Annotated in this window: 21 protein-coding genes and 1 pseudogene; 11 read left to right on the top strand and 11 right to left on the bottom strand. The window is 63.6% G+C overall.

The window, feature by feature from the left end:
* The first annotated feature begins 61 nt into the window (after positions 1 to 61).
* Positions 62 to 1,384 carry a leucine-rich repeat-containing protein kinase family protein gene (locus AB4Y40_RS29060; RefSeq protein WP_368690790.1) on the top strand — a complete coding sequence of 441 codons (1,323 nt, stop codon included), beginning with the start codon at positions 62 to 64 and terminating at the stop codon, positions 1,382 to 1,384.
* Between the two features lie 162 nt (positions 1,385 to 1,546).
* Here the strand turns inward: AB4Y40_RS29060 and AB4Y40_RS29065 are convergent, their stop codons facing one another.
* Positions 1,547 to 1,750 (bottom strand): hypothetical protein, encoded by a 204-nt coding sequence (locus tag AB4Y40_RS29065; RefSeq protein ID WP_368690791.1) that lies wholly within the window; start codon positions 1,748 to 1,750, stop codon positions 1,547 to 1,549.
* A 270-nt stretch (positions 1,751 to 2,020) separates the two neighbouring features.
* On the opposite strand from AB4Y40_RS29065, the gene AB4Y40_RS29070 reads away from it, so the two are divergent.
* Positions 2,021 to 3,010, top strand: a complete 990-nt coding sequence (locus tag AB4Y40_RS29070) for a D-alanyl-D-alanine carboxypeptidase family protein (protein WP_368690792.1) — start codon at positions 2,021 to 2,023, stop codon at positions 3,008 to 3,010.
* Here the strand turns inward: AB4Y40_RS29070 and AB4Y40_RS29075 are convergent.
* Complete coding sequence (locus AB4Y40_RS29075) at positions 3,007 to 3,795, bottom strand: helix-turn-helix transcriptional regulator (RefSeq protein WP_368690793.1); 789 nt, start codon at positions 3,793 to 3,795, stop codon at positions 3,007 to 3,009. The two genes, AB4Y40_RS29070 and AB4Y40_RS29075, sit on opposite strands and share 4 nt — an antisense overlap.
* Positions 3,796 to 3,903: 108 nt before the next feature.
* Here AB4Y40_RS29075 and AB4Y40_RS29080 point away from each other — a divergent pair, with 108 nt between their 5' ends.
* Positions 3,904 to 4,983: a zinc-binding dehydrogenase gene (locus AB4Y40_RS29080; protein WP_368690794.1), complete on the top strand. Its 1,080-nt coding sequence runs from the start codon at positions 3,904 to 3,906 to the stop codon at positions 4,981 to 4,983.
* A gap of 7 nt (positions 4,984 to 4,990) precedes the next feature.
* On the opposite strand, the gene AB4Y40_RS29085 is transcribed toward AB4Y40_RS29080, so the two are convergent.
* Positions 4,991 to 6,157, bottom strand: coding sequence for a radical SAM protein (locus AB4Y40_RS29085; RefSeq protein ID WP_368690795.1), 1,167 nt, complete (start codon positions 6,155 to 6,157; stop codon positions 4,991 to 4,993).
* 230 nt (positions 6,158 to 6,387) lie between these two features.
* On the opposite strand from AB4Y40_RS29085, the gene AB4Y40_RS29090 reads away from it, so the two are divergent.
* The gene (locus tag AB4Y40_RS29090) at positions 6,388 to 6,846 is read left to right on the top strand and encodes a VOC family protein (protein ID WP_368690796.1); all 459 of its coding nucleotides are present in this window, start codon (positions 6,388 to 6,390) and stop codon (positions 6,844 to 6,846) included.
* A gap of 45 nt (positions 6,847 to 6,891) precedes the next feature.
* On the opposite strand, the gene AB4Y40_RS29095 is transcribed toward AB4Y40_RS29090, so the two are convergent.
* On the bottom strand, positions 6,892 to 7,824 hold the full coding sequence (locus AB4Y40_RS29095) for a substrate-binding domain-containing protein (RefSeq protein WP_368690797.1): 933 nt from the start codon (positions 7,822 to 7,824) through the stop codon (positions 6,892 to 6,894).
* Positions 7,825 to 8,090: 266 nt separating this feature from the next.
* On the opposite strand from AB4Y40_RS29095, the gene AB4Y40_RS29100 reads away from it, so the two are divergent.
* Both AB4Y40_RS29100 and AB4Y40_RS29105 read left to right on the top strand, forming a co-directional pair.
* A complete protein-coding gene (locus tag AB4Y40_RS29100; protein ID WP_342924756.1) occupies positions 8,091 to 8,366 on the top strand; it encodes a hypothetical protein in 276 nt (91 codons plus the stop codon).
* 261 nt (positions 8,367 to 8,627) lie between these two features.
* Positions 8,628 to 8,804, top strand: a complete 177-nt coding sequence (locus tag AB4Y40_RS29105) for a hypothetical protein (protein WP_368690798.1) — start codon at positions 8,628 to 8,630, stop codon at positions 8,802 to 8,804.
* 164 nt (positions 8,805 to 8,968) lie between these two features.
* Here the strand turns inward: AB4Y40_RS29105 and AB4Y40_RS29110 are convergent, their stop codons facing one another.
* From AB4Y40_RS29110 to AB4Y40_RS29120, 3 genes are all read right to left on the bottom strand, one after another.
* Positions 8,969 to 9,277, bottom strand: a complete 309-nt coding sequence (locus AB4Y40_RS29110) for a hypothetical protein (RefSeq protein ID WP_028207982.1) — start codon at positions 9,275 to 9,277, stop codon at positions 8,969 to 8,971.
* A gap of 449 nt (positions 9,278 to 9,726) precedes the next feature.
* Positions 9,727 to 10,101, bottom strand: a complete 375-nt coding sequence (locus tag AB4Y40_RS29115) for a BON domain-containing protein (protein ID WP_368690799.1) — start codon at positions 10,099 to 10,101, stop codon at positions 9,727 to 9,729.
* 181 nt (positions 10,102 to 10,282) lie between these two features.
* On the bottom strand, positions 10,283 to 10,576 hold the full coding sequence (locus tag AB4Y40_RS29120; protein ID WP_368690800.1) for a hypothetical protein: 294 nt from the start codon (positions 10,574 to 10,576) through the stop codon (positions 10,283 to 10,285).
* Positions 10,577 to 10,685: 109 nt separating this feature from the next.
* Between AB4Y40_RS29120 and AB4Y40_RS29125 the strand changes: the two genes are divergently transcribed.
* Positions 10,686 to 11,651 (top strand): GlxA family transcriptional regulator, encoded by a 966-nt coding sequence (locus tag AB4Y40_RS29125; protein WP_368690801.1) that lies wholly within the window; start codon positions 10,686 to 10,688, stop codon positions 11,649 to 11,651.
* A 13-nt stretch (positions 11,652 to 11,664) separates the two neighbouring features.
* Here AB4Y40_RS29125 and AB4Y40_RS29130 read toward each other — a convergent pair whose 3' ends face one another.
* Both AB4Y40_RS29130 and AB4Y40_RS29135 read right to left on the bottom strand, forming a co-directional pair.
* Positions 11,665 to 12,378: a GNAT family N-acetyltransferase gene (locus AB4Y40_RS29130; protein WP_368690802.1), complete on the bottom strand. Its 714-nt coding sequence runs from the start codon at positions 12,376 to 12,378 to the stop codon at positions 11,665 to 11,667.
* A 117-nt stretch (positions 12,379 to 12,495) separates the two neighbouring features.
* Complete coding sequence (locus AB4Y40_RS29135; protein WP_368690803.1) at positions 12,496 to 13,359, bottom strand: NmrA family NAD(P)-binding protein; 864 nt, start codon at positions 13,357 to 13,359, stop codon at positions 12,496 to 12,498.
* 230 nt (positions 13,360 to 13,589) lie between these two features.
* Here AB4Y40_RS29135 and AB4Y40_RS29140 point away from each other — a divergent pair, with 230 nt between their 5' ends.
* Positions 13,590 to 14,492 (top strand): LysR family transcriptional regulator, encoded by a 903-nt coding sequence (locus AB4Y40_RS29140; protein ID WP_368690804.1) that lies wholly within the window; start codon positions 13,590 to 13,592, stop codon positions 14,490 to 14,492.
* Here AB4Y40_RS29140 and AB4Y40_RS29145 read toward each other — a convergent pair.
* Positions 14,489 to 15,002, bottom strand: a pseudogene (locus AB4Y40_RS29145) (LysR family transcriptional regulator). The gene AB4Y40_RS29140 and the pseudogene AB4Y40_RS29145 sit on opposite strands and share 4 nt — an antisense overlap.
* Before the next feature lie 127 nt (positions 15,003 to 15,129).
* Here AB4Y40_RS29145 and AB4Y40_RS29150 point away from each other — a divergent pair.
* Positions 15,130 to 15,834 (top strand): SDR family NAD(P)-dependent oxidoreductase, encoded by a 705-nt coding sequence (locus AB4Y40_RS29150; RefSeq protein ID WP_368690805.1) that lies wholly within the window; start codon positions 15,130 to 15,132, stop codon positions 15,832 to 15,834.
* Between the two features lie 33 nt (positions 15,835 to 15,867).
* Here AB4Y40_RS29150 and AB4Y40_RS29155 read toward each other — a convergent pair whose 3' ends face one another.
* A complete protein-coding gene (locus tag AB4Y40_RS29155; protein ID WP_368690806.1) occupies positions 15,868 to 16,305 on the bottom strand; it encodes a carboxypeptidase regulatory-like domain-containing protein in 438 nt (145 codons plus the stop codon).
* A 507-nt stretch (positions 16,306 to 16,812) separates the two neighbouring features.
* Here AB4Y40_RS29155 and AB4Y40_RS29160 point away from each other — a divergent pair.
* On the top strand, positions 16,813 to 19,026 hold the full coding sequence (locus AB4Y40_RS29160) for a glycoside hydrolase family 3 C-terminal domain-containing protein (RefSeq protein WP_368690807.1): 2,214 nt from the start codon (positions 16,813 to 16,815) through the stop codon (positions 19,024 to 19,026).
* Between the two features lie 341 nt (positions 19,027 to 19,367).
* A complete protein-coding gene (locus AB4Y40_RS29165; protein ID WP_368690808.1) occupies positions 19,368 to 21,647 on the top strand; it encodes an EAL domain-containing protein in 2,280 nt (759 codons plus the stop codon).
* The last annotated feature ends 442 nt before the right edge of the window (positions 21,648 to 22,089 follow it).

Here is a 22,089-nt window from a genome sequence, read left to right on the forward strand (position 1 = left end):
CGGCGCTGAGTTGTGCAGCGGCGCTTGTGACTTCCTTGCCATTACTCGATTCCATTCACGCGTGAAGACCGCTACCCTCGAACAACTGCGTGACGGACAACTCGCCGGCGCCCGACAGCTCAAGCTCGCCTGCGGCTTGACCGAATTTCCGCGCGAGATCTTCGACCTCGCCGACACCCTGGAGGTGCTCGACCTCTCGGGCAATGCGCTCACGTCGCTGCCGGACGACCTGCCGAGGCTGCGCCGTCTGCGCATTCTGTTCGCCTCGAACAATCCGTTCACCGAGTTGCCGCCCGTCCTCGGCGACTGCGAATCGCTGAGCATGGTCGGCTTCAAGGCGAACCGCATCCGCCGCGTTTCGGGGCGCGCGCTGCCGCCGCAATTGCGCTGGCTGATCCTGACCGATAACGACGTCGACGCGCTGCCGGCCGAAATCGGCGAGCGTCCGCATCTGCAGAAGCTGATGCTCGCCGGCAACCGGCTGCGCGCGTTGCCCGAGACGATGGCCGCGTGCAGCCGGCTCGAACTGCTGCGGATTTCGGCGAACCGGCTCGACGCCTTGCCCGACTGGCTGTTGCGCCTGCCGCGGCTCGCGTGGCTCGCCTATGCCGGCAATCCGCTGAACGTCGCGCGTGAGCAGGTGGCGCTGGCCGATGCGCCGGTGCCCGATATCGACTGGCATACGCTCGCGCTCGGGCAAACGCTCGGCGAGGGCGCATCGGGCGTGACGCATCGCGCGACGCGTCTTTTGCGCGACGGCCATCCGGTGGAGGCGGTGGCCGTCAAGCTGTTCAAGGGCGCGGTCACGAGCGACGGTTTGCCGGAGCTGGAAATGGCGGCGTGTCTGCAGGCCGGTTCGCATCCGAACCTCATCCCGGTGCTCGGCAAGATCACGGGTCATCCGCTGGGCGAGCACGGCCTCGTGATGGAACTCATCCCTCCGTCGTTCGCCAATCTCGCCGGTCCTCCGAGCCTCGACTCGTGTACGCGTGACGTCTACGCGGCCGATGTTCTGTTCGACCGCCCGGTTGCATTGCAGATCGCGCGCGGGATCGCATCGGCGGCGCAGCATCTGCACGGGCGCGGGATCATGCACGGCGATCTCTATGCGCACAACATCCTGCACGACGGCTCAGGGCACGTCTTGCTCGGCGACTTCGGCGCGGCGTCCTTTCACGATAGCGACGATCGCGCACAGTCGCAGGCGCTCGAGCGCATCGAGGTGCGTGCGTTTGGCTGCCTGCTGGAAGAACTCGCGCAGCGTTTGACCGGAGAGGCTCGCGATCGCGATACCGGGCTCGATGCGCTGATCGCAGACTGTTTCGCCGAGCAAGTCGAAATGCGGCCGTCGTTCGATGAAATCGTCGAGCGACTATCTGTCTGAAGCTATTCCCTTTTGCCATTGCCAGCGCAATATAAGCCTGTGGGAACCGTTGACGACGACGGAGGCTGACATGGCTCATTCCCTCAGGCTCGAACTGTTTTGCCGGTTGTTTCTGGGTCTCTTCATGGGATTCTTTTGCGTCACGGCCGCCCTCTTTGTGCGCTACAAGTGGGCGGCTCCGCTGCCGCCAGCAACCGTCGTGCAGCTCAAAGGCGCGTCAGCGTCGCGCATCTCGCCAGCCTCGCCGAGAAGCGCCCCGGCAGTCCCATCCTCGTCCGCATCCCGATTCCAGTCGGCAACGCCCTCGATGAATCCAGGGGAATACACGCTCCTCGCTTCGTCGGCCTCGACTTTCGTCACATTCATTGCGGCTGCCGTGGCCAGCTTCCTGAACTGGAAGACGAACGGGCGAGGGCGGCGCGCAAGGAAACGCGGCACGCCTCGCGCGCGTCACTAGCACTAGCTCAAGACGTCGGAGGTATGTTCGCAAGGCGCTGAATAGCCGCTTTGAAGGACAAGAATTCTGTCCTCTTTCCCACACTCATTCGTGCGACGAGCAACTACAGTTGAATCGTTGGGGATCAGTTGCACGTTGGACCCGCCATCGCCTGATTGCCGTCCCAGGGTGTGAACGCCATGAATAAATTCCTCAGCGCGCTATTGCTCGCTTCGGCGCCGTTCGTCGCGTGGGGCGAGACGCCATTGCTCCATTCACACAGCGCGATCGTGTACGACGTCGCGCGCCACGAAGTCCTGCTCGAAAAGAACGCCGACGAGGCCCAGCCGATCGCGTCGCTCACCAAGCTGATGACGGCAATGGTCGTGCTGGACAGCGCCCAGCCCTTGGGAGACACGGTGACCGTCGACAACGACGACATCGATCGGCTCAAGCATACGGGGTCCCGCCTCCCTGTCGGTGCGTCGCTCGAGCGCGGAGAGATGCTGCGTCTTGCGCTCATGGCGTCGGAGAACCGCGCTGCCTCCGCGCTTTCGCATGCGTTCCCGGGCGGCCAGCCGGCGTTCATCCGCCTGATGAATGAAAAGGCGCGCGCGCTGCATATGGCCAATACGCACTTCGACGATCCAACCGGGCTCTCGCCCGAGAATCTCTCGACGGCGCGCGATGTCGTGAAGATGGCGGACGCCGCGGCGCGCTATCCGTTGATCAGCGAATACACGACGCTTCCCCGTTACGAAGAGGCGATCGGCACGAGGACGCGGTTCTATCACAACACCGACCCGATAGTGAGCTCAGCCGATTGGGACGTGCTGGTCGCAAAGACAGGCTATATCCGCGAGGCGGGGCGCTGCATCGTGGTCGATGCGAACATGCCGAACGGGCAGGTGATGATTGCGCTGCTCGGCTCGCGAACCTCGTGGGGACGCTCTGCCGATCTCGTCACGATACGGCGTTGGCTGAACGGCGAAGACACGCCGGTCGTCGAACCGCGCTATTACGCAAGCGCCCGTGCGCATCATCACTATGCGACGCTCGCGCGTTCGCACGGCGTCAGGGTGCGGCTCGCATCGTACCGGAGCGCCCCGACGTCCGGTGCGCACCGGCAGAGCGTCAAACACCACGCCGGCAAGCGGGCGCACCATACGCTGGTTGCCGCGACAGGCTAAACGGCATCCGCATCGATCGGCGTATAGATTGCGAGTTTCAGCGCCGGATCGTCGTTCGCCTGAAACGTCGCGTACTCATAGCGCTGCATACCGCGCTTCGCGTGCGCAAAGACCTTCTGGCCCGACGCGCCGCTGCGCACGTCGTGCGCACTCCACCACCTCGCGAACTCCTCGCTGCCTGAACGCAGGCGCTCGACCAGCTCGACGAACGCCGGGTCGCCCGCATGGAGGTCGTGGCTCGTGCGAAACAGCGCGATCATGCGGCGGGCTTCGTCGGACCAGCCCGCGCCAAAGAGCCGCCGTGCCTCGGGTTCGATGAACATGTAGACCATGATGTTGCGGTCTTTCGCAGCGAGGCGATCGAAGCCCAGCAGATCGGAGGCGGCCTCGTTGCACACGAGGATGTCCCAGCGCCGGCCGGTCACGTAGGCCGGCAGCGCGAGACTGGCGACGATTCGCGCAAGGGTTGGCGGCACGCTCTCACGCGCGAAAGTGCGTGCCTCGCCACGCTGCGCGAGCGCGCGCAAATGGGCGGTTTCGGCCTTGTCGAGCCGCAATGCCTGGGCAAGCGCATCGAGCGTCGCATTCGAGGGGCTGACCGCGCGTCCCTGCTCGAGCCGGACATACCAGTCGACGCCGATGCCCGCGAGTTCCGCGACTTCTTCACGCCGCAAGCCGGGCGTGCGGCGGCGCCGTCCGCCGCCCAGGCCGACGTCGTCGGGGCTCAGCTTCTTGCGCCGGGAGCGCAGAAAATCGCCGAATTGGGTTTGTGTCGTGGCTGTCATCGCGTTCGCTTCGTGCAGGGTGGGACGGCGCAATCCTGGGATCGCAGCGGGCCTTGTTGCCCATTCTAAGCCTGCCAGAATCGGCTCGTTCCCCCTTCTGGAAGCGCCATGAAAGCTGCCATTCTGAAAACGCTCGACACGCCGCTCGCGATCGAACGGATACCGGACCCCTCTGCCGGCACCGGCGAGGTCATCGTGGACGTCGTTGCGGCGCCGGTGTTGTCCTATGCGCAGGAAGTGTTCAGCGGAGAGCGCCGCTATCCCATCGCGCTGCCGATCGTGCCTGGCTGCGGCGCGATCGGCCGGGTTCGAACCATCGGCCCGGATACGACGAAGCTGCAACCGGGCGATTGGGTGTTCTGCGATCCGACGGTGCGTGCGCGCGACGACGCACTCATGCCCGACATCGTGCTGCAGGGCTGGAGCGCGCGGGGCGAGGGCGGCCAGAAATTGCAGCGCTATTTTCATGACGGCCCGTTTGCGGAACGGGTAAGGGTGCCGACCGAGAACGCGGTGCGTATCGGCGATATCGATCCGGCCGAGGCCGCGCGCTGGTGCGCGCTCAATACGCTGCTCGTGCCGTATGGCGGACTGCTCGCGTCCGATCTGCGGGCCGGCGAAATCCTGCTCGTGAGTGGCGCGACCGGCAACTTCGGCAGCGCGTGCGTTGCGGTCGCGCTCGCCATGGGCGCGCGCTGCGTCGTTGCACCCGGACGCAACGTGCAGGCGCTCGAGAAGCTGGCGCGCAAATTCGGCGAGCGCGTGCGAACCGTGGCGCTTTCCGGCGACGAAGCAACGGACCGCGAACGCATGCAACGAGCGGCGCCTGGGCCGATCGACTGCGTGATGGACCTGATGCCGCCCTCGGTTCCGGCGACGACGGTGCGTGCCGCGGTGATGGCGGTCCGCCCTTACGGGCGCGTGGTCCTGATGGGCGGTGTCGGCATGCTCGGCGGAGCCGGGCTTGAACTGCCATATCCGTGGCTCATGCGCAATGACATCACGGTGCGGGGCAAGTGGATGTACCCCACGCACGCCGTGACGCTGATGTCAGGCTTGATTCGCGGCGCACTGCTCGATCTGGGCCATTTCGATGTGACGACCTTCGCGCTCGACGATGCGAACGAGGCCGTCGCTCATGCTGCGGCGAACGGCGGCCCGTTCAACATGACGGTGATTTGCCCGTAGCCTCGATTCATGCGCCTTGCGGCGATGAACGGCGCGTGCCGGTCCGTCCTGCCAATGCGGTGAACGCCGTTCGAGGTAATTCTTCAGTGGCCAGTGCCCACAGCGAATACGCCACGCCGCGCTGGAACAAGAAGCCGACAGCATTGCGAAGCTCGCCCCTGCCGAGCGCATAGACCGAGTCAGTGACGGCCTTGGCACCGTGCATCAGGACGCTGGCGTGGCGGTAGCACCCCATCATGCAGGCGTTGCACGGTTCGCGTTGATCGGGCAGGCGGTCGAGGTCGAACACGGAGCCCATGGGTTCATGCCACGGTTCGCAACGCCAGACGTCGAGGTTCCAGTCGATATAAAAATACTTGCTGCCGGCGATGCACGGAACGAGTTGCCGCTCGCCGCGCACGAACCGCGCGACTTCGTCCAGTGCGGCGCCCGGATCCATCACGCGAAAGCGCTTTTTGAGGGCCTCGATGGCACTCAATGCTTCGAGCAGCTCGTCACGGCTGAGGTCGACGAGCTTCGAATTCTCGTCGTAAACCAGCGATGTGGAACCGAATGCGTCGCGCCTTGGGTAGGAAAACACCACGGAATCGAAGCCAAGCTGGCTGAGCGTTTCGGGAAGCGCTGCATAGCGGACCAGATGGCTCACTGTCACCGTTGCGCAGACCGGGATGCCGAAGGTGTGCGCCTGGGCGATGCCCTCGCGGATGCGGGCCGCGAGGCCGGGCAAGCCGCGATTGCGCTCGTGCTCGCTCATGTCCGCACTATCGATCGAGATCAGGAGACGCTTGAGGCCGGCTTCAGCGAGCTGCTTGATGTGGCGGGGGAGGAACCAGCCGTTCGTGATCACGCCGCACTGGATGCCGGCTTGCGTGGCCGAGCCTACCAGCGATTCGATTTGCGGGTGCACCAGCGGCTCGCCGCCCTGGAGCGTCATGTAGCGGATCTTGCGTCTGCGCAGCATCGGCATGGCACGCGCGAACGCATCGGGATCGAGATAGCGGCGCGGGCCTGCCATTTTCTTCTCGCGCGAAAAGCCGCAGAAGTCGCACGCAGCGTTGCAAACGTTCGTCACCGAAACGTCGCAGACCGCCGGCAGCGGATTGCGGGGCTCGCTCGCGCCGTTGCTTACATTTGGCAGACTGCGCCACTTGATGGTTCGCTCTGTCCTGTCCATGGTGCTGGTGCCCTCACGGTTTGCCGGCTCATTGCGCTCGAACCATCATAGGTTACGCTTCGCACGCGCGCCGCATCGGGTACGATTCTTATTCAAAAATACCTCAAACAAATCTTGTTTGACCCGCTAGTGTGAGTCGACTTCAATCCCCATACTTGAGGTGTCTCGCCGGAATTTCGGTTCCGGGCGAGTTTGCGAACGCTATGCACTGGCTGCAGAAGGAGAGGGAAATGGTTGACACCACAACCACCAGGCCGCGCGTCATCGGCTTCAATCACGTCGCGCTGGAAGTCGGCGATATCGAGGAAGCGCTGGCTTTCTATGGTCGCATCTTCGACTTTCAGTTGCGCGGCAAGAGCAGGACGATGGCGTTCATCGATCTTGGCGATCAGTTCATCGCGTTGCAGGCGGGACGCAAACAGCCCGCCGACGACGGCCGGCATGTCGGCCTCGTTGTCGACGACAAGGAGGCGGCGCGCGCCGCGCTCGCGGCGGCGGGCGTGAAACCGCTCGACGGTCCGTTTCTGGATTTTCGCGATCCCTGGGGCAATCGCATCGAGATCGTGGGCTACGACAACATCCAGTTCACGAAGGCGCCGAACGTCCTGCGCGGCATGGGCCTGACGCACCTGACCAAGAACGAAAGCGCGAAGAAAGAACTGGCCGAAAAAGGGATGGCGGCGAGTTGAAGTCCAGCTTTCGGTGATGGCTGATCGGCGGGACGACTGCTTCGCTCAATTCGGTTGAGGTTGAGGTTGAGGTTGCGCTTGCTGCTCTTGTGGCGCCTGTTGTGGTTGCGGCGGCGGTACCGGTTGCAGCGGTGCTTGCGGTGCCAGTTGCGGCTGTGGCTGCAGCAGCGGCAGCGGCAGCGGAGGAGGTTGCGGCGCCGTGATCGGTTCGAGCCCGCTGTGCGTAATCGCGGCCGCCGCCTCGGGCGAGGACAGAAAGCGGATCAGCGCTGCTGCGCCGAGCGGATTTCTCGCCGTGGTCGCAATGCCGCCGGAGTACACCGTGTAACGTTGTACTTCCGCGGGCAGACTGCCGACCACCGTTATCCCCTTCACCGGCAACAGTTCCACGACCTGTTGCAAGCCGATCTCCGCGTCGCCGTTCGCGACGACAGTGGCGACCCGCTCGGCGGAAACCATGCGGCTCCTGCTTTTCACGCGCCCGTCAAGGCCCAGGCGCGAAAACAGTTCGTTGGCGATATAGGCGCCACTCGCACTATCCGGATAGACAATCGACTTCGCCGCAAGCAGCGTGCGGCGCAAGGCGTCGACCGTGCTGATGTCCGGTTTCGGCACGCCGTCGCGCACCACGAGGCCGATTGGCGAGCGTGCGAAGTCCACCTTGCTGCCGGGCACCACGTTGCCGGCCCGAACCTGGTCGTCGAGCGCATTGCTGACCACGATCAGCACGTCGGCCCACTCGCCGCGCGCAAACCGCACGGGAATCGCATTCAGGGCGTTGCCTGTTGCCGCCCCCCAGACGGTGGCCAGCGTATAGCCGCTCTCGTCCTCGAATTGCGGGCCCAGATCACGATACGCTGGCGCAAACCAGCCCGACATCATGACTTTCACCTGGTCAGCCAGACACACGCCGGGGCCCAGTAACGCGAACGCGATGCAGAGCGCGAGTGTGCGAACCCTCAGTTTGTGGATAGTCACGGTTGCGCCCCATCTCGATCGGCTGATCCGGCACCACGGACATGTATCGCTCCCCATTTGCGAGCAAAGCGTGCAACGAAAGCGCGCGATGAAAACACGCTATGAAAGCGCGTCGTGGATACGACCTTTTGCATCGTTTATACAACACGTTCGTTTGCACACACACTGGTTTTCTTCGCCTCTGATAGTCTTTTCCCAGCGACAGTTCGGGCGGTTATCAAACTTGACGCGTGCGATCGTGAAATCGAAGACAGGGGGGCTTATCCATGTTGCATTGGCTTTCAAACTTGATTGCCCACAATGCCGCAACGCCGGAGAAGCAGGCTCAACGCGCGATGAGTGAGTTGCGCATGGCACTGTTCCAGGCCGAACAGCGGGTTCTGGATGCGCAACTGCAGGCCGAGTATTACCGCACGCGAATTGCGTTTTGCGAGGAGGTGCTGAAGGCGGGCATCGAACAGGTGTCGGACCTGCGCAAAGGGCAACGTGAAGCGGTTACGCACGACTTGCGTCCGAACCTGAAGCTCACGACTTCGCAATAGTCGGGCGCGGCAGAAGAAACTCCTCGGCAGGGATAGAAAGTATAAGCATCACAATGTGATGTAATATCTATCCAGGGAGTTCGCCAGTCGATGCAAGGCCGAATCCGTGTGGCGATTTGGGGACAAGGCGTGCGGCCGCGCGGATCCGTGCGATGGCCCGGCATGGGCCGCCGCAGTTGCGGCTACGGCATCAAACTTGCTGAGTCGGTGTGTAGGGAACCCTACTGGTCGAACAACTAGACCCTACATCAGGAGACGATCATGGATAAACGTGAGTACAGCCACTCCCAGGAGATCGAACAGGACGACGTTGATCCGGAAAACGAACCGTTTCTGCATCCGTATCGTGCGCTATTGCACGAACCCACCGTCGTACTGGCTGGCAACCCAAGCGACCGCGCAGATGTCGCTACGTCGGCGATACTGGGCTACAACTGACAAGCAACGTTCGCTAGTTTGATTGCCGGGTCAAATACTCGGTATTCCGAATTATCTGATTCGGCGATTCAACGGTTCGACGTTGTCGACAAGCGGCCGATGTGCGCCCATCCGGGCGCATCGCGCTCTTCTATCCGGTAGCCGGCAGAACAATCGACGCGCCGCTAGACACGCGGTAGATCGTCAATGGATTTTTCGACGTTACCGTCCGGCACTTCCAGATCGATTCCATCGATTCCGTTGGGATGCGGCACCGGCTTGATCTTCGGGCCAAGAAATCGCATGCCGCCCAGCGTAAACACCGAATAAACCACGGCGCCCGAGCGGATGTCGCTGGTAACGGCCGCCACCTCGGAGATGGTGGGTGTCGAGAGCCAGTCGTGCGTCTGGGGGTCGATCAGCGCCCAGCGCACGTGCGTTACGCGGTCCGTTGAGGAACTGATGCGGACACCGTCGATACCATAGGTAGCCATAACCGTCACCCTCGAGACGAGAATCCTAATGGTAATCCGTTCGCTGCCCGGGTGGTAGCACGCCGGATGCCGTCCACGCGGCCGCGCTCACCACACTGCCTGGCTCGTGATTGCAAACTGCCTGAACTGGGTATCGACGTGCAACGGCGCGCCGTGCTCCGTCTTCTCGATGCGCTTGTCCGGTCGCGGCGGCGAAACGCCAGTGGTCGCTACGATGCGGCCAGCGGAATTTGCAGGGAAAGCGCGTGGGCGCCCCCGATGTCGGAATCGGTGAAAGTCTCGCAGACGAGGCTCGAGGACGCAGGCTGGCCGGATACGGCGGGCTGCTTGAACGAAGTTCGATGTCTCACTTTGACAGGACGCGCGCGCGAGGAATAGGACGATCCTGCTGTGCCGCCGGTCAAATCCTCCGAAGACTCCGCTTCCAGGTCCGCTTGTGGATACGTCAATCAAGGTCCGCTGCCGCGGGCCGTCCGCACGGTCAGGTGGTTCTCCACCGAGGTGACGCCGCGCACCGAGCCCGCCGCGTCGCCGGCACGCGCGATCTGCGACTGGTGCGGTACCGACCCCGTCAGGGAGACGACGCCGCTATGCGCCGTCACGTGGATGCTGGCGAAATTCAGTCCCGTGGTGCGCGTGAAGGCCCGGCGGACGTCGCGCACCAACGCGCTGTCCGATCTGGCCGATTGTGCGGGCGCGCCTTCCTGAGCGGACGCCTCGCCGGGCGCGCTCGCCGCCGTTTGTGCATGTGCATAGCCCGCGCCACTCGCGATGGCCGCGAGGACCAGCGCGCGGGCGATCTGGTATTTACCGTTAGTTTTCATCCTTCTTCCCTTTGCCAGGTGCTGCAGGTTCCCCAAGGTTCTGCGCCCGCCGCCGGACGGCATCGAAAACAAGCGGCGGATCAGTACGTTGTAGGTGAAATCTCCGGCGAGGAGAAGAAGGCTGCCAGGAGGCCGCCGACGACCCATGGCGCATGCGTCGACGGCGCCTCCTGGGTAGCGCTTACTTTCCTTGAAGCAGCAGGCCGAGCGGCGCGAGCGGGCCCACCGGCAGCAGGTCGAACGCGAGGATGCCGGCCTCGACGAGCGGCAGCGTATCCAGCGTGGCCGTCACATCGTCGACCGAGCCCGAACTCATGAGAAACACCACGCCCGGCTTGTCCTGGCGAAACCAGTACTGCTCGATTTTGTCGTCCAGGTAGAGCTTGAGCGTGGCCGGCACTTCGTGCGGCATGATCTCGTCGCGCTGCGCGGGCGTGAGTTCCTTGACGATCGATCCAATGGCGAGAACCTTCATGACAACCTCCTTGATCCATGTTTGTTGCGACTTGCAACGCGATTGAGTGTATCGTTGGGGTCTCGTCGGCTGTACTGTCACAAACGACAACTTTAGAGGCATTTACGCCATGCGCATCGCTATCCTGGCTCTCGACGGCGTCTTCGATACCGGGCTCTCCGTCACGCTCGACGCGTTCTCGGTCGCAAACAAGCTTTCGGCCACGACCATGGGCGGCGTGCCGCGTTTCGACGTCGCGCTCGTGGGGGTGAGAAAGCGGGTGCGCTCCGCTCACGGCCTCGCGGTGCCGGTGCAAACGGTCGCGCCGGATGCGAAGCCCGATTGGGTGATCGTGCCGGCATTGGTGACGTTGTCCGCACAGGAGCTGATCCAGTCGTTCGAGCGGCGGGACGTCGAGGAGGGCATGGCGCGCTTGCTCGAATGGCAAACGGGGGGCGCGCGAGTCGGCGCTTCGTGCGTGGGGACGTTCCTCCTCGCGGAGGCGGGGCTGCTCGATCACCGCGAAGCCACGACCAACTGGTCGCTCGCACCGTTCTTCCGGCAACGCTATCCGCATGTTCAGTTGAACGAATCGCGCATGCTCGTGCCTTCGGATATCGGCGTGACGGCCGGCGCGGCCATGGGGCATCTCGATCTCGCGCTCTGGCTGATCCGTTCGGCGAGCCCGGAACTCGCGTCGCTCGTGTCGCGCTATCTGCTCGCAGACATCCGATCTTCGCAGGCGCCGTACATCATCCCGAATCATCTGGCGCAAGCCGATCCGCTCATTCAGCGCTTCGAACAATGGTCGAGAAAAAATCTCAAGTCGGGATTCTCGTTGCAGGACGCCGCGAAGGCGCTGGCCACGAGTTCGCGTTCATTGCAGCGCCGCTGCCAGGAGGTGCTCGGCAAGTCGCCGCTGGCGTACTTTCAGGATTTGCGGGTCGAGCACGCGCAGTCGCTGCTGCGCAGCGGCAAGCTCGACCTGGAGAGGATCGCCGCCGAAGTCGGTTACGGCGACGGCGCGACGCTGCGCAGCCTGTTGCGGCAGCGCCTGGGAAGAGGCGTGCGGGAGCTGCGTACCGACTTGTTGTGAACGAGCGGGCTCTTTATGGCGCGATGCCGAGCACCGTGAGATGCATCTCGCGGCGCTCGACAAAGCCCAGGGTGCGATAGATGGAAATGGCGCCGTGATTCGACGTCAGCACGTGCAGGAAGGGTGTCTCGCCGCGCGCGCAGATTGCCGCCATCAGCAGCTTCATGAGGGCCGCCGCGAGCCCTTGCCCCCGGAAGGCCGGGTCCACGCACACGGCGCTGATTTCGGTATGGCCTTCGACCTTCATACGCTCGCCGGCCATGGCGACGAGCTTGCCCTCCCGGCGCACGCCGAGGTAGCCGCCGAATTCGATGGTGCGCGGACCAAACGGGCCGGGCTGCGTTGCCGCAGCCAGCGCGAGCATTTCCGGCACGTCATGTTCCGTTAGGCGCACGTGCTCCAGCGCGGTGGGCGCAGGCGCTTCGCCTTGCCAGACCATTTGCAGCAGCGTGGCGTGCCGGATCAGCGCGAAGCCCTCGGGAGGCTCCACGGCATCCAGCGTGGTCAGGGCGACGGGTGCGTGCTCTTCGATCAGGCCTCGCAGGGCGTCGAACGATTCAGGCGTCGTGTCCGTCATCGCCGCAAAGGGGGCGACGGCGGGCGCATACCGCACTGCGCGCGCGTTCCCAACGGCGAGATGGCGCTGGCGGCCGGTCAGCGCGTGCCCTGGCACGTTGTCGAGCGCGGTTTTGCTGCCCGCAGGTTTCGTTGCCAGCACATCGAACATGATTCGCGCTCCAGTAGAGAATGTGAACGGATTGCGAGGTTAGTCTAGACGAGGCGGGGTTCGGCGGGCCACGGCCGAACCCGCCAACTTTGGCGTCATTCGCGCCAATGCCTTTCGTCACGCACCGCTTGCCAGCGCTTCGAGCACGGCGTCCAGTTCGACATGCCCGCGAAGGATCTCGTCGGCGGGCTTCGAGAAACAGATCCAGCCCTCGTTGAATCCGTCCAGCATGCGCATCCGCGGCAAGGGATGCTTCATGCCTTGTGCCAGAAAGCGCGACTCCCATTCCTGCCGGTTCACCGCCACCGCGCGCACAGGTCTGCCAAGCACGCGGGCAAACGCAGAAGCGATGTCGTTCGCGCTCACGCGGCGCGGTCCCTCCAGCTCGACCACGCGCGTGCCGCTCCATGTTTGCTGGAGCAATTCGGCGGCGAGGCGGCCGACGTCCGCGGTCGCGACCATCGGCACGGCCTGGTCGAGCGGTTGCAGGTAGCTCTCGATCACGCCATCGTCGCGCGCGCTCGCAACATCCCACGCAGCGTTCTCCATGAACCAGCCGGGCCGCAGGAAAGTCACCGGCACAGGCAGCGCGGCCAACGCCTGCTCCATCAGCGAGAGTTGCGTGAGCAGATTGCTCTCTTGCGCCTGCGCGCCGATGGTCGACAGACACACGACCTTCGCGGGCCGTGCGTTGTGGATTGCGGTGCAAACGGCGTCGATGACCGCGCGCGACTCGGGGAAGCCCGGCGAGGGATCGAACTGCGGAGGCAGCAGGATGAACACGCCCTGCGCGCCGCTGAATGCAGCGGTCAGCGCGGCGGCGTCTTCCATGCTTGCCGTGGCCAGTTCGCATCCTTGCGCTTGCCACGACGCGGCGCGCGCGACGTCGCGCACGACTGCCCGCACCGGTTGCCCCGAGGCCAGCAGCGCACGGGCGAGTGCGCCGCCCACTTTTCCGGTAATGCCTGTAATTGCGTACACTTGAAACCCTCCGCATGCGACGACGAATTCGTCGAAAATGCCGAACACGATGGCAGCGAGGTGCTGCCTGGTTCCGTTTCGGTGAGACGCATTCTGGACGCAGGGCGGCCGAAGCAAAATGCCGCGAAGGGCACGAGATCAGTGACTCGGGCGCACGAATCGGATGGCCGGGCCATCATCGCCAAAGGCTGCCAGGGGCCGCCGTACCGGCCGCCATTGGAACGACGACATTGAGAACAACGACACTCGAGAACATTTCCGGCGCGATCAGCGTGTTTGCCGCCGTCGTCGACGCGGGGACCTTTGCCGCCGCGGCAGACGTGCTCGGCATGTCGCCGCCCGGCGTGAGCCGCGCGATTGCGAGGCTGGAGAAACGGCTCGATATCCGGCTCTTCAATCGCACGACGCGATCGATTTCACTCACCGAAGGCGGGCGCCGTTTCTACGAGCAGGTCGTCCCGCATCTCGCGGGGCTCGAGGAAGCGGCCATCGCGGCATCGGGGAGTGCGTCGGCGGTGCGCGGCAGGCTGCGCGTGAATCTGGACCCGGTGTGCTATCGGGCGATTCTCGGCGCGGATCTCGACCGGTTCATGGACGCTCATCCCGAACTCGAGATCGAGCTGATCGCAAGAGATAGTCTTGGCGACCTGGTGGCGGAGGGATTCGATGTCGCGATGCGATTCGGCAAGCCGCGCTCCTCGACGCTGGTCGCCCGCAAGCTGCTCGATACCGCCGTCGTGACGGTCGCGGCGCCGGCCTATCTCTCGCGCTGGGGCCGGCCGCTGCGCCCCGAAGATCTCGAAGGCCCCGCTCACCGGTGCCTCGAATTCCGCGACCCCGAGACAGGCAAGCCTTATCCGTGGGAGTTTCATCGCAAGCGCAAGCATGTCGTGCTGGCGACGCATGGGCGGCTGACCGTGAATGATCCGGGCGCCTTGCTCAATGCGTGCCTGGCCGGTTCCGGCATTGCGCAAATGCTGCTGCTCGGCGCCGAGCCTCTGATTGCCGATGGCAGGCTGGTGAACCTGTTCCCCGACTGGCCCGATGAACGCTTCCCGCTATACGTCTACTATCCGTCGCGCCACTACACGCCCGCGAAGACGCGCGCATTCATCGACTTCATCGTCGCCTAGGCCGCGGCGCATTGATCGCGGCGACATCGCAGCGGCACGCGTTGCCGGCATACGGCGAGCACGAGTTGCCGCAGCCAGCGATGCACGGGATCGGCCTCGATGCGGGGATGCCACATCTGCGACACCGTGATGTTTTCGGTCGTGACCGGCAGCTCGAGCCGCGGCGATGAGCGGCGCGCCGAAGGCCTCGACGAAACCATCGTTGGCGCGAATCGTGAAGGTCCGCTGCAAGGTGGCGAGATCGGGCTCGGCGGCCGACGGCAGGAGGACGGCGCGTGCTTCGTGAACCGCGTTTCGCGTGCGCTCGCGCAGCGCCTGGGCGTGCGGCGTGAGCACCATGGCGCGGCCGGCGCGAACGAGGAGCGGGTCGCCGGTCGCCTCGCGAAGGCGGGTCAAGGTCCGGCTCATTGCCGAGGCGCTCAAGCCCAGTCGACGCGCCGCGCCAACCACGCTGCCGTCGTCGAGCAATGCGTCGAGCGCAATGAGGAGATTCAGGTCGGGTTCAGACATGCCCGATGCTAGCACGGCACTTTTTGGCATGGCGTTGCGTGCAACTCATAGCTGCAAGCCATGCGTCTTCCGCCATGTGTGAGGCGCCACTATATTTCCCATATCGACTGAATACAGGGAAATAGCGATGCAGGAATCACCCCATCAAAAGACGGTCCTTCTCATCGGCGCGTCGCGCGGACTCGGCTTCGCCATGGTCGAGGCATACCTCGAGCGGGGCTGGCGCGTGATCGCCACCGGCAGGGCGGGTTCGATGGACCGGCTTGCACAGGCGGCGCAGGCCTCGCAAGGTGCGCTCGAAATCGACACGGTCGATATTACGGTGCCGGAGCAGGTCGCCGCACTCCACGATCGCCTTCAGGATCGCCGGGTGGACCTGCTCTTCGTGAACGCCGGCGTCACGAATGACCATCGTGAAACGATTGCAGATGTCTCAACCGATGAATTCGTTCGCGTGATGGTGACGAATGCGTTGAGTCCGATGCGCGTCGTCGAGGCATTTCAGGACCTCGTGCAGCCGGCCGGAACGATAGGTGTCATGTCGTCCGGGCAAGGCAGCGTCAGCAACAACACGAATGGCAACCACGAGGTCTACCGCGGCAGCAAGGCCGCGCTGAACATGTTCATGCGCAGCTATGCGGCGCGCCATCAGGACGACGCGAAAACCTTGCTGCTCATGGCACCCGGGTGGGTGCGCACGGACATGGGCGGCCCGCAAGCGCGCCTGGGCATCGAGGAGAGCGTCCCCAACCTGGTCAGCACGATCGAAGCGTACGCAGGCCGCACCGGCCTGCATTACCTCGACTACCTCGGGAGAGTCGTTCCCTGGTGAGCCGTCTCGACAGGCTGGAGACGCGATTCGTGCTCAGTGCTTGCCCGGAAACGAGAACGTCGCACGCGCGCTGCCGTTGCCGGCGACGTTCACGCGCTGCGTCCTCGTGACCTCGTTATAGGTGGCGGTGATCGTATAGCGTCCGGCGGGCAGCCGCACGAGCATGTACGGGCCGTGCGAACGCGTGTCGAGCACGGACGTGCCGCCGGCGTTCGATATCTGCACATGCACGTCGGCCACATAGCTCGAGCCGGGGCCGGTAAACAGCATCGAGAGCGGCCACTGGCTGCGCGCGTGCCGCAGCGCGGAGGACTCGTCGCGGCCAACGCCGCCGGACACGAACGAGATGTCGCCTTGCTGCTCCGTTTGGGGCATGCCCGTTTGCGCGAGTGCGCCGCTTGCCAGAGCGAATGCGCACGTTGCAGCGAGCAGGGTCGAAGCGATTCGGGGAACCTTGCGTTGCCTTTCCATCGTGGCCACTCCTTACAGTGATGTCGATTTCGCGCACGCAGGCGCGGGCGCCGCCGCTTGCGCAGGCCTCGTAACAGATTAGCTTTTTTCGGCCCGCGACGCGCTCTGCGCGCTGCGCTCACAGGGCGCCGCTGGGCGTTCGCGGGCGTCATGCAAATCACATCGAATTTCGAATTTCCGTTGCGTTCGCAACAATCACATTACCGCCGTCTTACGATTGCCTGTCGGTTTCGCGCCTTTCATGCGTGTTAGCTACCGCCAGCCGGGAAAATACTGAGATAAAAGTCCGTAAGGGTACTCAATAGTTTTTATATGATTATTCGGAGTTTTGCTACATCAACCGGCGAAGCCCAAGCGGATGCATAAAAGCAAACGTTTGCGCGCTGCAACTCAACCGGTTTCCCCGCAGGAAGTTTGCCGGCGCCTGACGCGGCCGGCCGCTCTGCCAGACCCTGCTTACCGGTCTGATCAGTACTCCATAACGTATTCGAACTCCCGGAGAGACATATGAGGATCACCCGTTGGCCCACCGCCGCCGTGCTGGTTGCGGTGGCCGCTACCGCCCATGCCGGCGACAGCAGCAACGACGTACCTTATCCGTTGCCGATGCCGTTGATGGCCGTCCCCCAGAACCTCGGCGCGCACGTTCGTGCCGACCTGTTGCTCAAGCGCATGACGCAGGACGAGAAGCTGCAGTTCATCCATTCCGAATACCAGATGAGCGCCGTGCCGGGCGGCGGCGCAGGCTATATTCAGGGCGTGCCGCGTCTGGGCATTCCCGACCTGAATATGGTTGATTCCGCAACGGGCTCGGGCAGCACGAGCCAGAAGAGCACGACCTTTCCGGCGACGATCGCGCTCGCGGCAAGCTGGGACCCGTACCTCGCGCGCGACTTCGGCGCCCGCATCGCCGACCAGTTGCGCGAGCAAGGATTCGGCATGGGGCTGGGCGGCGGCACGAACCTCGCGCGCGAACCGCGCGGCGGGCGCCTCTTCGAGTACCTCGGCGAAGACCCCGTGCTGGCGGGCGAAATGCTGGCGGCGCGCACCATCGGCACGCAAAGCCAGCAGGTGATCGCCACCATCAAGCACTACGTCGGCAACGAACAGGAAACGGGGCGCCAGGGCGGCAACAGCCAGATCGACGAGCGCACGCTGCGCGAACTCTATCTGCTGCCGTTCGAAATCGCGGCGAAGGAAGCGCGGCCGGGCAGCGTGATGTGCAGCTACAACCGCCTGAACGGCACCTACGCGTGCGAGAACACGCATGTGCTGACCGACGTGCTGAAGAAGGACTGGGGTTTCCAGGGGCAGGTGCAGTCGGACTGGGGCGCGACGCATAGCACGGCACCAGCGATCAACGCGGGTCTCGACGAGGAAGAGGACGTGGGCCCGACGGTCTACCTCACGCCCGACCTGGTCAAACAGGCGATCGCATCGAAGGCAGTTTCGCAGGACCGTCTGGACGACATGGTGCGGCGCAAGCTCTATGTGATGATCAGCACGGGCGTGCTGGACCATCCGGCGCAGGGCGGTGCCACGATCGACTTCGCGAAGTACAACGCGTTCACGCAGGCCGCAGAAGAACAATCCATCGTTCTCCTGAAGAACGACAGCAGCCAGCTGCCGCTTTCGGCACCGAGCCTGCACAAGATCGCGGTGATCGGCGCTCACGCCGATACGGCCGTGCTGAGCGGCGGCGGCTCGGGCAATACGCGCGATCCGGTCACGGGCAACTTCTCGGGCTGTGGCGGGCTCGCGTTCGCTTCGTCTACGGGCTGCGGCTGGTGGACCAACCCGTGGCTCAAGCTCAATACGCCTATCACCCAGGCGATCCAGCAGCTCGCGCCTACGGCGCAGGTGAGCTTCGCGGGCAATACCGATCAGACGCAGCCGTTCCGCGCCTATACGCAGCAGGAGATCACCCAGGCCGCGACGCTCGCCAGCCAGTCCGATGTCGCGATCGTCGTCGTGGCGCAGCCTGCGGGTGAGGACTTCGGCGATCTGCAAAGCCTGAGCCTCGCGAACCCGTCGAATCAGGACCAGCTGGTCGAAGCCGTTGCGAAGGCCAACCCGCGCACGATCGTGATCATCGAGAGCGGCAATCCGGTACTGATGCCCTGGAAGGACCAGGTCTCGGCAATCGTCGAGGCGTGGTATCCGGGCGAGGGCGGCGGCATGGCGATTGCGAACGTGCTGTTCGGTCAGGTGAACCCTTCGGGCAAGCTGCCGGTTACGTTCCCGGTGCACGACCAGGACACGCCGACGTGGGGGACGAACGGCGCCTTCGCGACCGATCCCGTGTATGCCGAAAAGCTGGACATGGGCTATCGCTGGTATGACGCGAACAACATCACGCCGCTTTACGAGTTCGGCTATGGCCTTTCGTATACGCACTTCAGCTATTCGGGACTGACCGTGAAGCAGGGCCCGGGGCATACGCTCACGGCCTCGTTCACGGTGCGCAACGATGGCCGCGTAGCCGGTGCGGAAACGGCACAGGTGTATCTGGGTGTGAGTTATGCCGGCGAGCCGCCGCGTCGTCTGGTTGGTTTTCAGAAGGTGTTCCTGAAGCCGGGTCAGTCGCAGCCGGTGCGCGTGACGATCACCGAACGTGCGCAGAGTGTTTGGGACACGACGCATAACGACTGGGCCTATGTGGCTGGCAGCGCGGTGTATGTGGGGGCTTCGTCGCGCGATATCCGCCTGCAGAGCCGGTAAGCAGGAGGCCGCGTTGGCGGCCTCAGTTTTCTATTCTCGAGAAGGCCGGCTCGCGAACGTTTGCGAGCCGGTTCAAAATCAAACTCGCCAGTCTTTCTGTATCTATCATTCGCGCGCGCAAGAACGCAAATGCCTGGTCCTGCAAACATAAATAACTTCCGCGGGTAATCCCCATTCATTCGGAATAAGGAAAGCGGGTAGACTTGGCCACCCGTCCGTGGGCCTTCCTCCGTTTGCGCGTTTTCCGGATCCACGCCGTCACGCTTTACTGTGACTCTGTCTCGTAGTGCCGCGCGCACGCGACGCATGGAAGCTGAACCAAGAAGAATACTAAATCAGCCATGAGACTGATCACACGCGCAGTGAGCTGGCTTACCGAAGGCAACCGCCGCGGTCGAATCGTTGTGGTGCTCCTCCCTGTGTGGATGAGTGCCGTAGCGGCGGCCGTGCTCGCCCAGTACTCCCGTGCTGTCATGGCGTGGCCCGTTGCGGTGCTCGCTTGCATCGGCATGCTGTTACTGCTGCGCCTCTCCCGGCGCCTTGCCGCCCGTTTGCATTTGAGCGAGGAGCGCTTGAGCCTCGGCTTCGAGGGCATCAATGCGGGACTATGGGACTGGGACCTCGTCAGCGACCGTGCCTACTATTCCCGCTATCTGTACCAGCAGCTCGGCTATGGCGAAGGTGACCTCCCCATGGATACCCGCGCTTTCAATGCGCTCGTGCATCCTGCGGATCTGCTCCGCTTGCGCGAGACCATCATCAACCATCTGAAGCATGACAGCCTCTATGATGTCGAATACCGGTTGCGAATGGCCGATGGTCGATACCTGTGGTGCCGGGGACGCGGCAAGGCCATACGCGATGAGAGCGGCCGGGCCACGCGCATCGTCGGTTGCCTCTTCGATATCTCCGAACTCAAGCGGGCGGAAGCGGCAGCCGCGAAGGAAAAGAGCCTCACCGAAGCCACGCTCGCTTCGATCGACGACGGCGTGATCCGCATGGACAACCAGGCGAGCGTGACCTATTGCAACGCCGCCGCCGAGCGCATGCTCGGGCGTCCCTCGCGCGATATCTGCCAGAAGCCGTTGTTCGATGTCTGTGATCTCTACGACGAGCGCTCCGGCAATATCGTCACTGCGCAATGCCTGCGCAACCGGGCAGCGGCGGCCGACGACGACGCGCAGCGCAGACTCTCGGTGACGCGCCCGGATGGCTCGCTCCTGCCCGTGGCCTGCTCTGTGGCGACGATTCGCGACGACGAAGAGGAAATGCTGGGCACGGTGATGGTGCTTCGAGACGCGAGCACGGAGCGCAAGCATGCCGCCGAACTCGAATATCAGGCGACGCACGATCATCTGACGGGTTTGCTGAACCGCCGCGAATTCGAGCGCCGGCTATCGGGCTTGCTCGAGAAGGCCGGGACGCGCTCGCATGCGGTGATGTTCCTCGACCTCGATCAGTTCAAGGTCGTCAACGATACGTGCGGCCACGCGGCCGGCGACGAATTGATCCGCAGCGTGGGCGGCGCCTTGAAGCAACAACTGCGTGTCGCCCATATCCTCGCACGCCTGGGCGGTGACGAATTCGGCGTCGTGCTGCCGGAATGCTGCATCGACGACGCCCTGCGGGTCGCGGAGGATCTGCGGGAGGCCGTGACGGTCATCCGGCTACCCTGGGACCAGCGTTTGCTGACGACTGGCGTGAGCATCGGCGTGGTGGAGGTGGATGACACGCAAATCTCGACATGGGACATCATGAAGGCGGCCGACGTCGCCTGTTATATGGCCAAGGAAAAAGGCCGCAACCGCGTGCACCAGTACTGCCTGGAAGATCAGCTCCAGTCGACCACCCATACGCAGATGGAGTGGGTGGCCCGCGTGAAGGCGGCGCTCGAGCACGACCGTTTCCGCCTCTACGCGCAACAGATCAAGTCGCTCAAGGAGGGCGGTCCCGGCGAGGAAGTGCACGTCGAGTTGCTGCTGCGCATGGTCGACGAATCGGGTGATGTGACTCCTCCTGCATATTTCATTGGCGCCGCCGAGCGCTTCAACCTGATGCCGCTCGTCGATCGATGGGTGATCGGCCGTGCTTTCGAAGCCATCGCGGCGGGCCATCTTGCGGCAAACGTCTGGTCGATCAACCTCTCCGGCGCGTCGCTCGGCGACGAGGACTTGCTCGCGTACATCGTGCAGCAGCAGCAGCGTTGCGCAATCAGTTTCGAAAGCGTCTGCTTCGAGATCACGGAAACGGCCGTGATCACCAACCTCTCGAAAGCGATTGCCCTCATGGAGAGCCTGCGAGCACTCGGCTGCCGATTCGCGCTCGACGATTTCGGCTCCGGCATGTCCTCGTTCACTTACCTCAAACGTCTGCCCGTGGATTATCTGAAGATCGACGGCAGCTTCGTGCGCGGGATTGCCAGCAGCGACCTCGATCGCACGATCGTCCAGTCCATTCACCAGGTGGCCCATGCCGCGGGCAAGGCGACCATCGCCGAGTTTGTGGAAAGCGAGGCGATCATCGGGCGCCTCAGCGGGATTGGCATCGACTACGCGCAAGGGTTTTGTGTCGGGTTGCCCCAGCCGCTTCCCGAAGGCGCCGTCGAGACCGTCGGCGCTTGATCGGCAACGACATTAGTGCGTTCGAATCCGATTGTGCTGAGGGCAGGGCGCAGCTGCCATTCCCCGATTTGGTGACAGAAGAGGCGACCCCACAGGCGTGAGTGCCGGTGGCTGCCGAAAATCGGCGTAGCGGCCCCAAAAATAAATATTCGAAAGTCGCTTGACGATATCCGGAATGACCCGCATAATTCGCCTCCTTCGCTGATCGCTGCGAACGAAAACGAAGCGATTAAGACGAATTGCTCTTTAAAAATTTACAGCCGATAAGTGTGGGCGCTTGATGCGGTGGCGACCTGACGTCGTTCTTCGGAGCGAAATCAGGAGCAGCAAAAGTATCAAGAGTCTCACACTAAAGTAAGTCAGGTTTTTGAAGCAATTCAAATTCCTGTCAGCTTTGAGTGAGCGACCGGTCTCGAGAGAGACCGAAAACAGTAACAGGTAT

The sequence above is a fragment of the Paraburkholderia sp. EG287B genome, assembly GCF_040965595.1.
Taxonomy (GTDB): domain Bacteria; phylum Pseudomonadota; class Gammaproteobacteria; order Burkholderiales; family Burkholderiaceae; genus Paraburkholderia.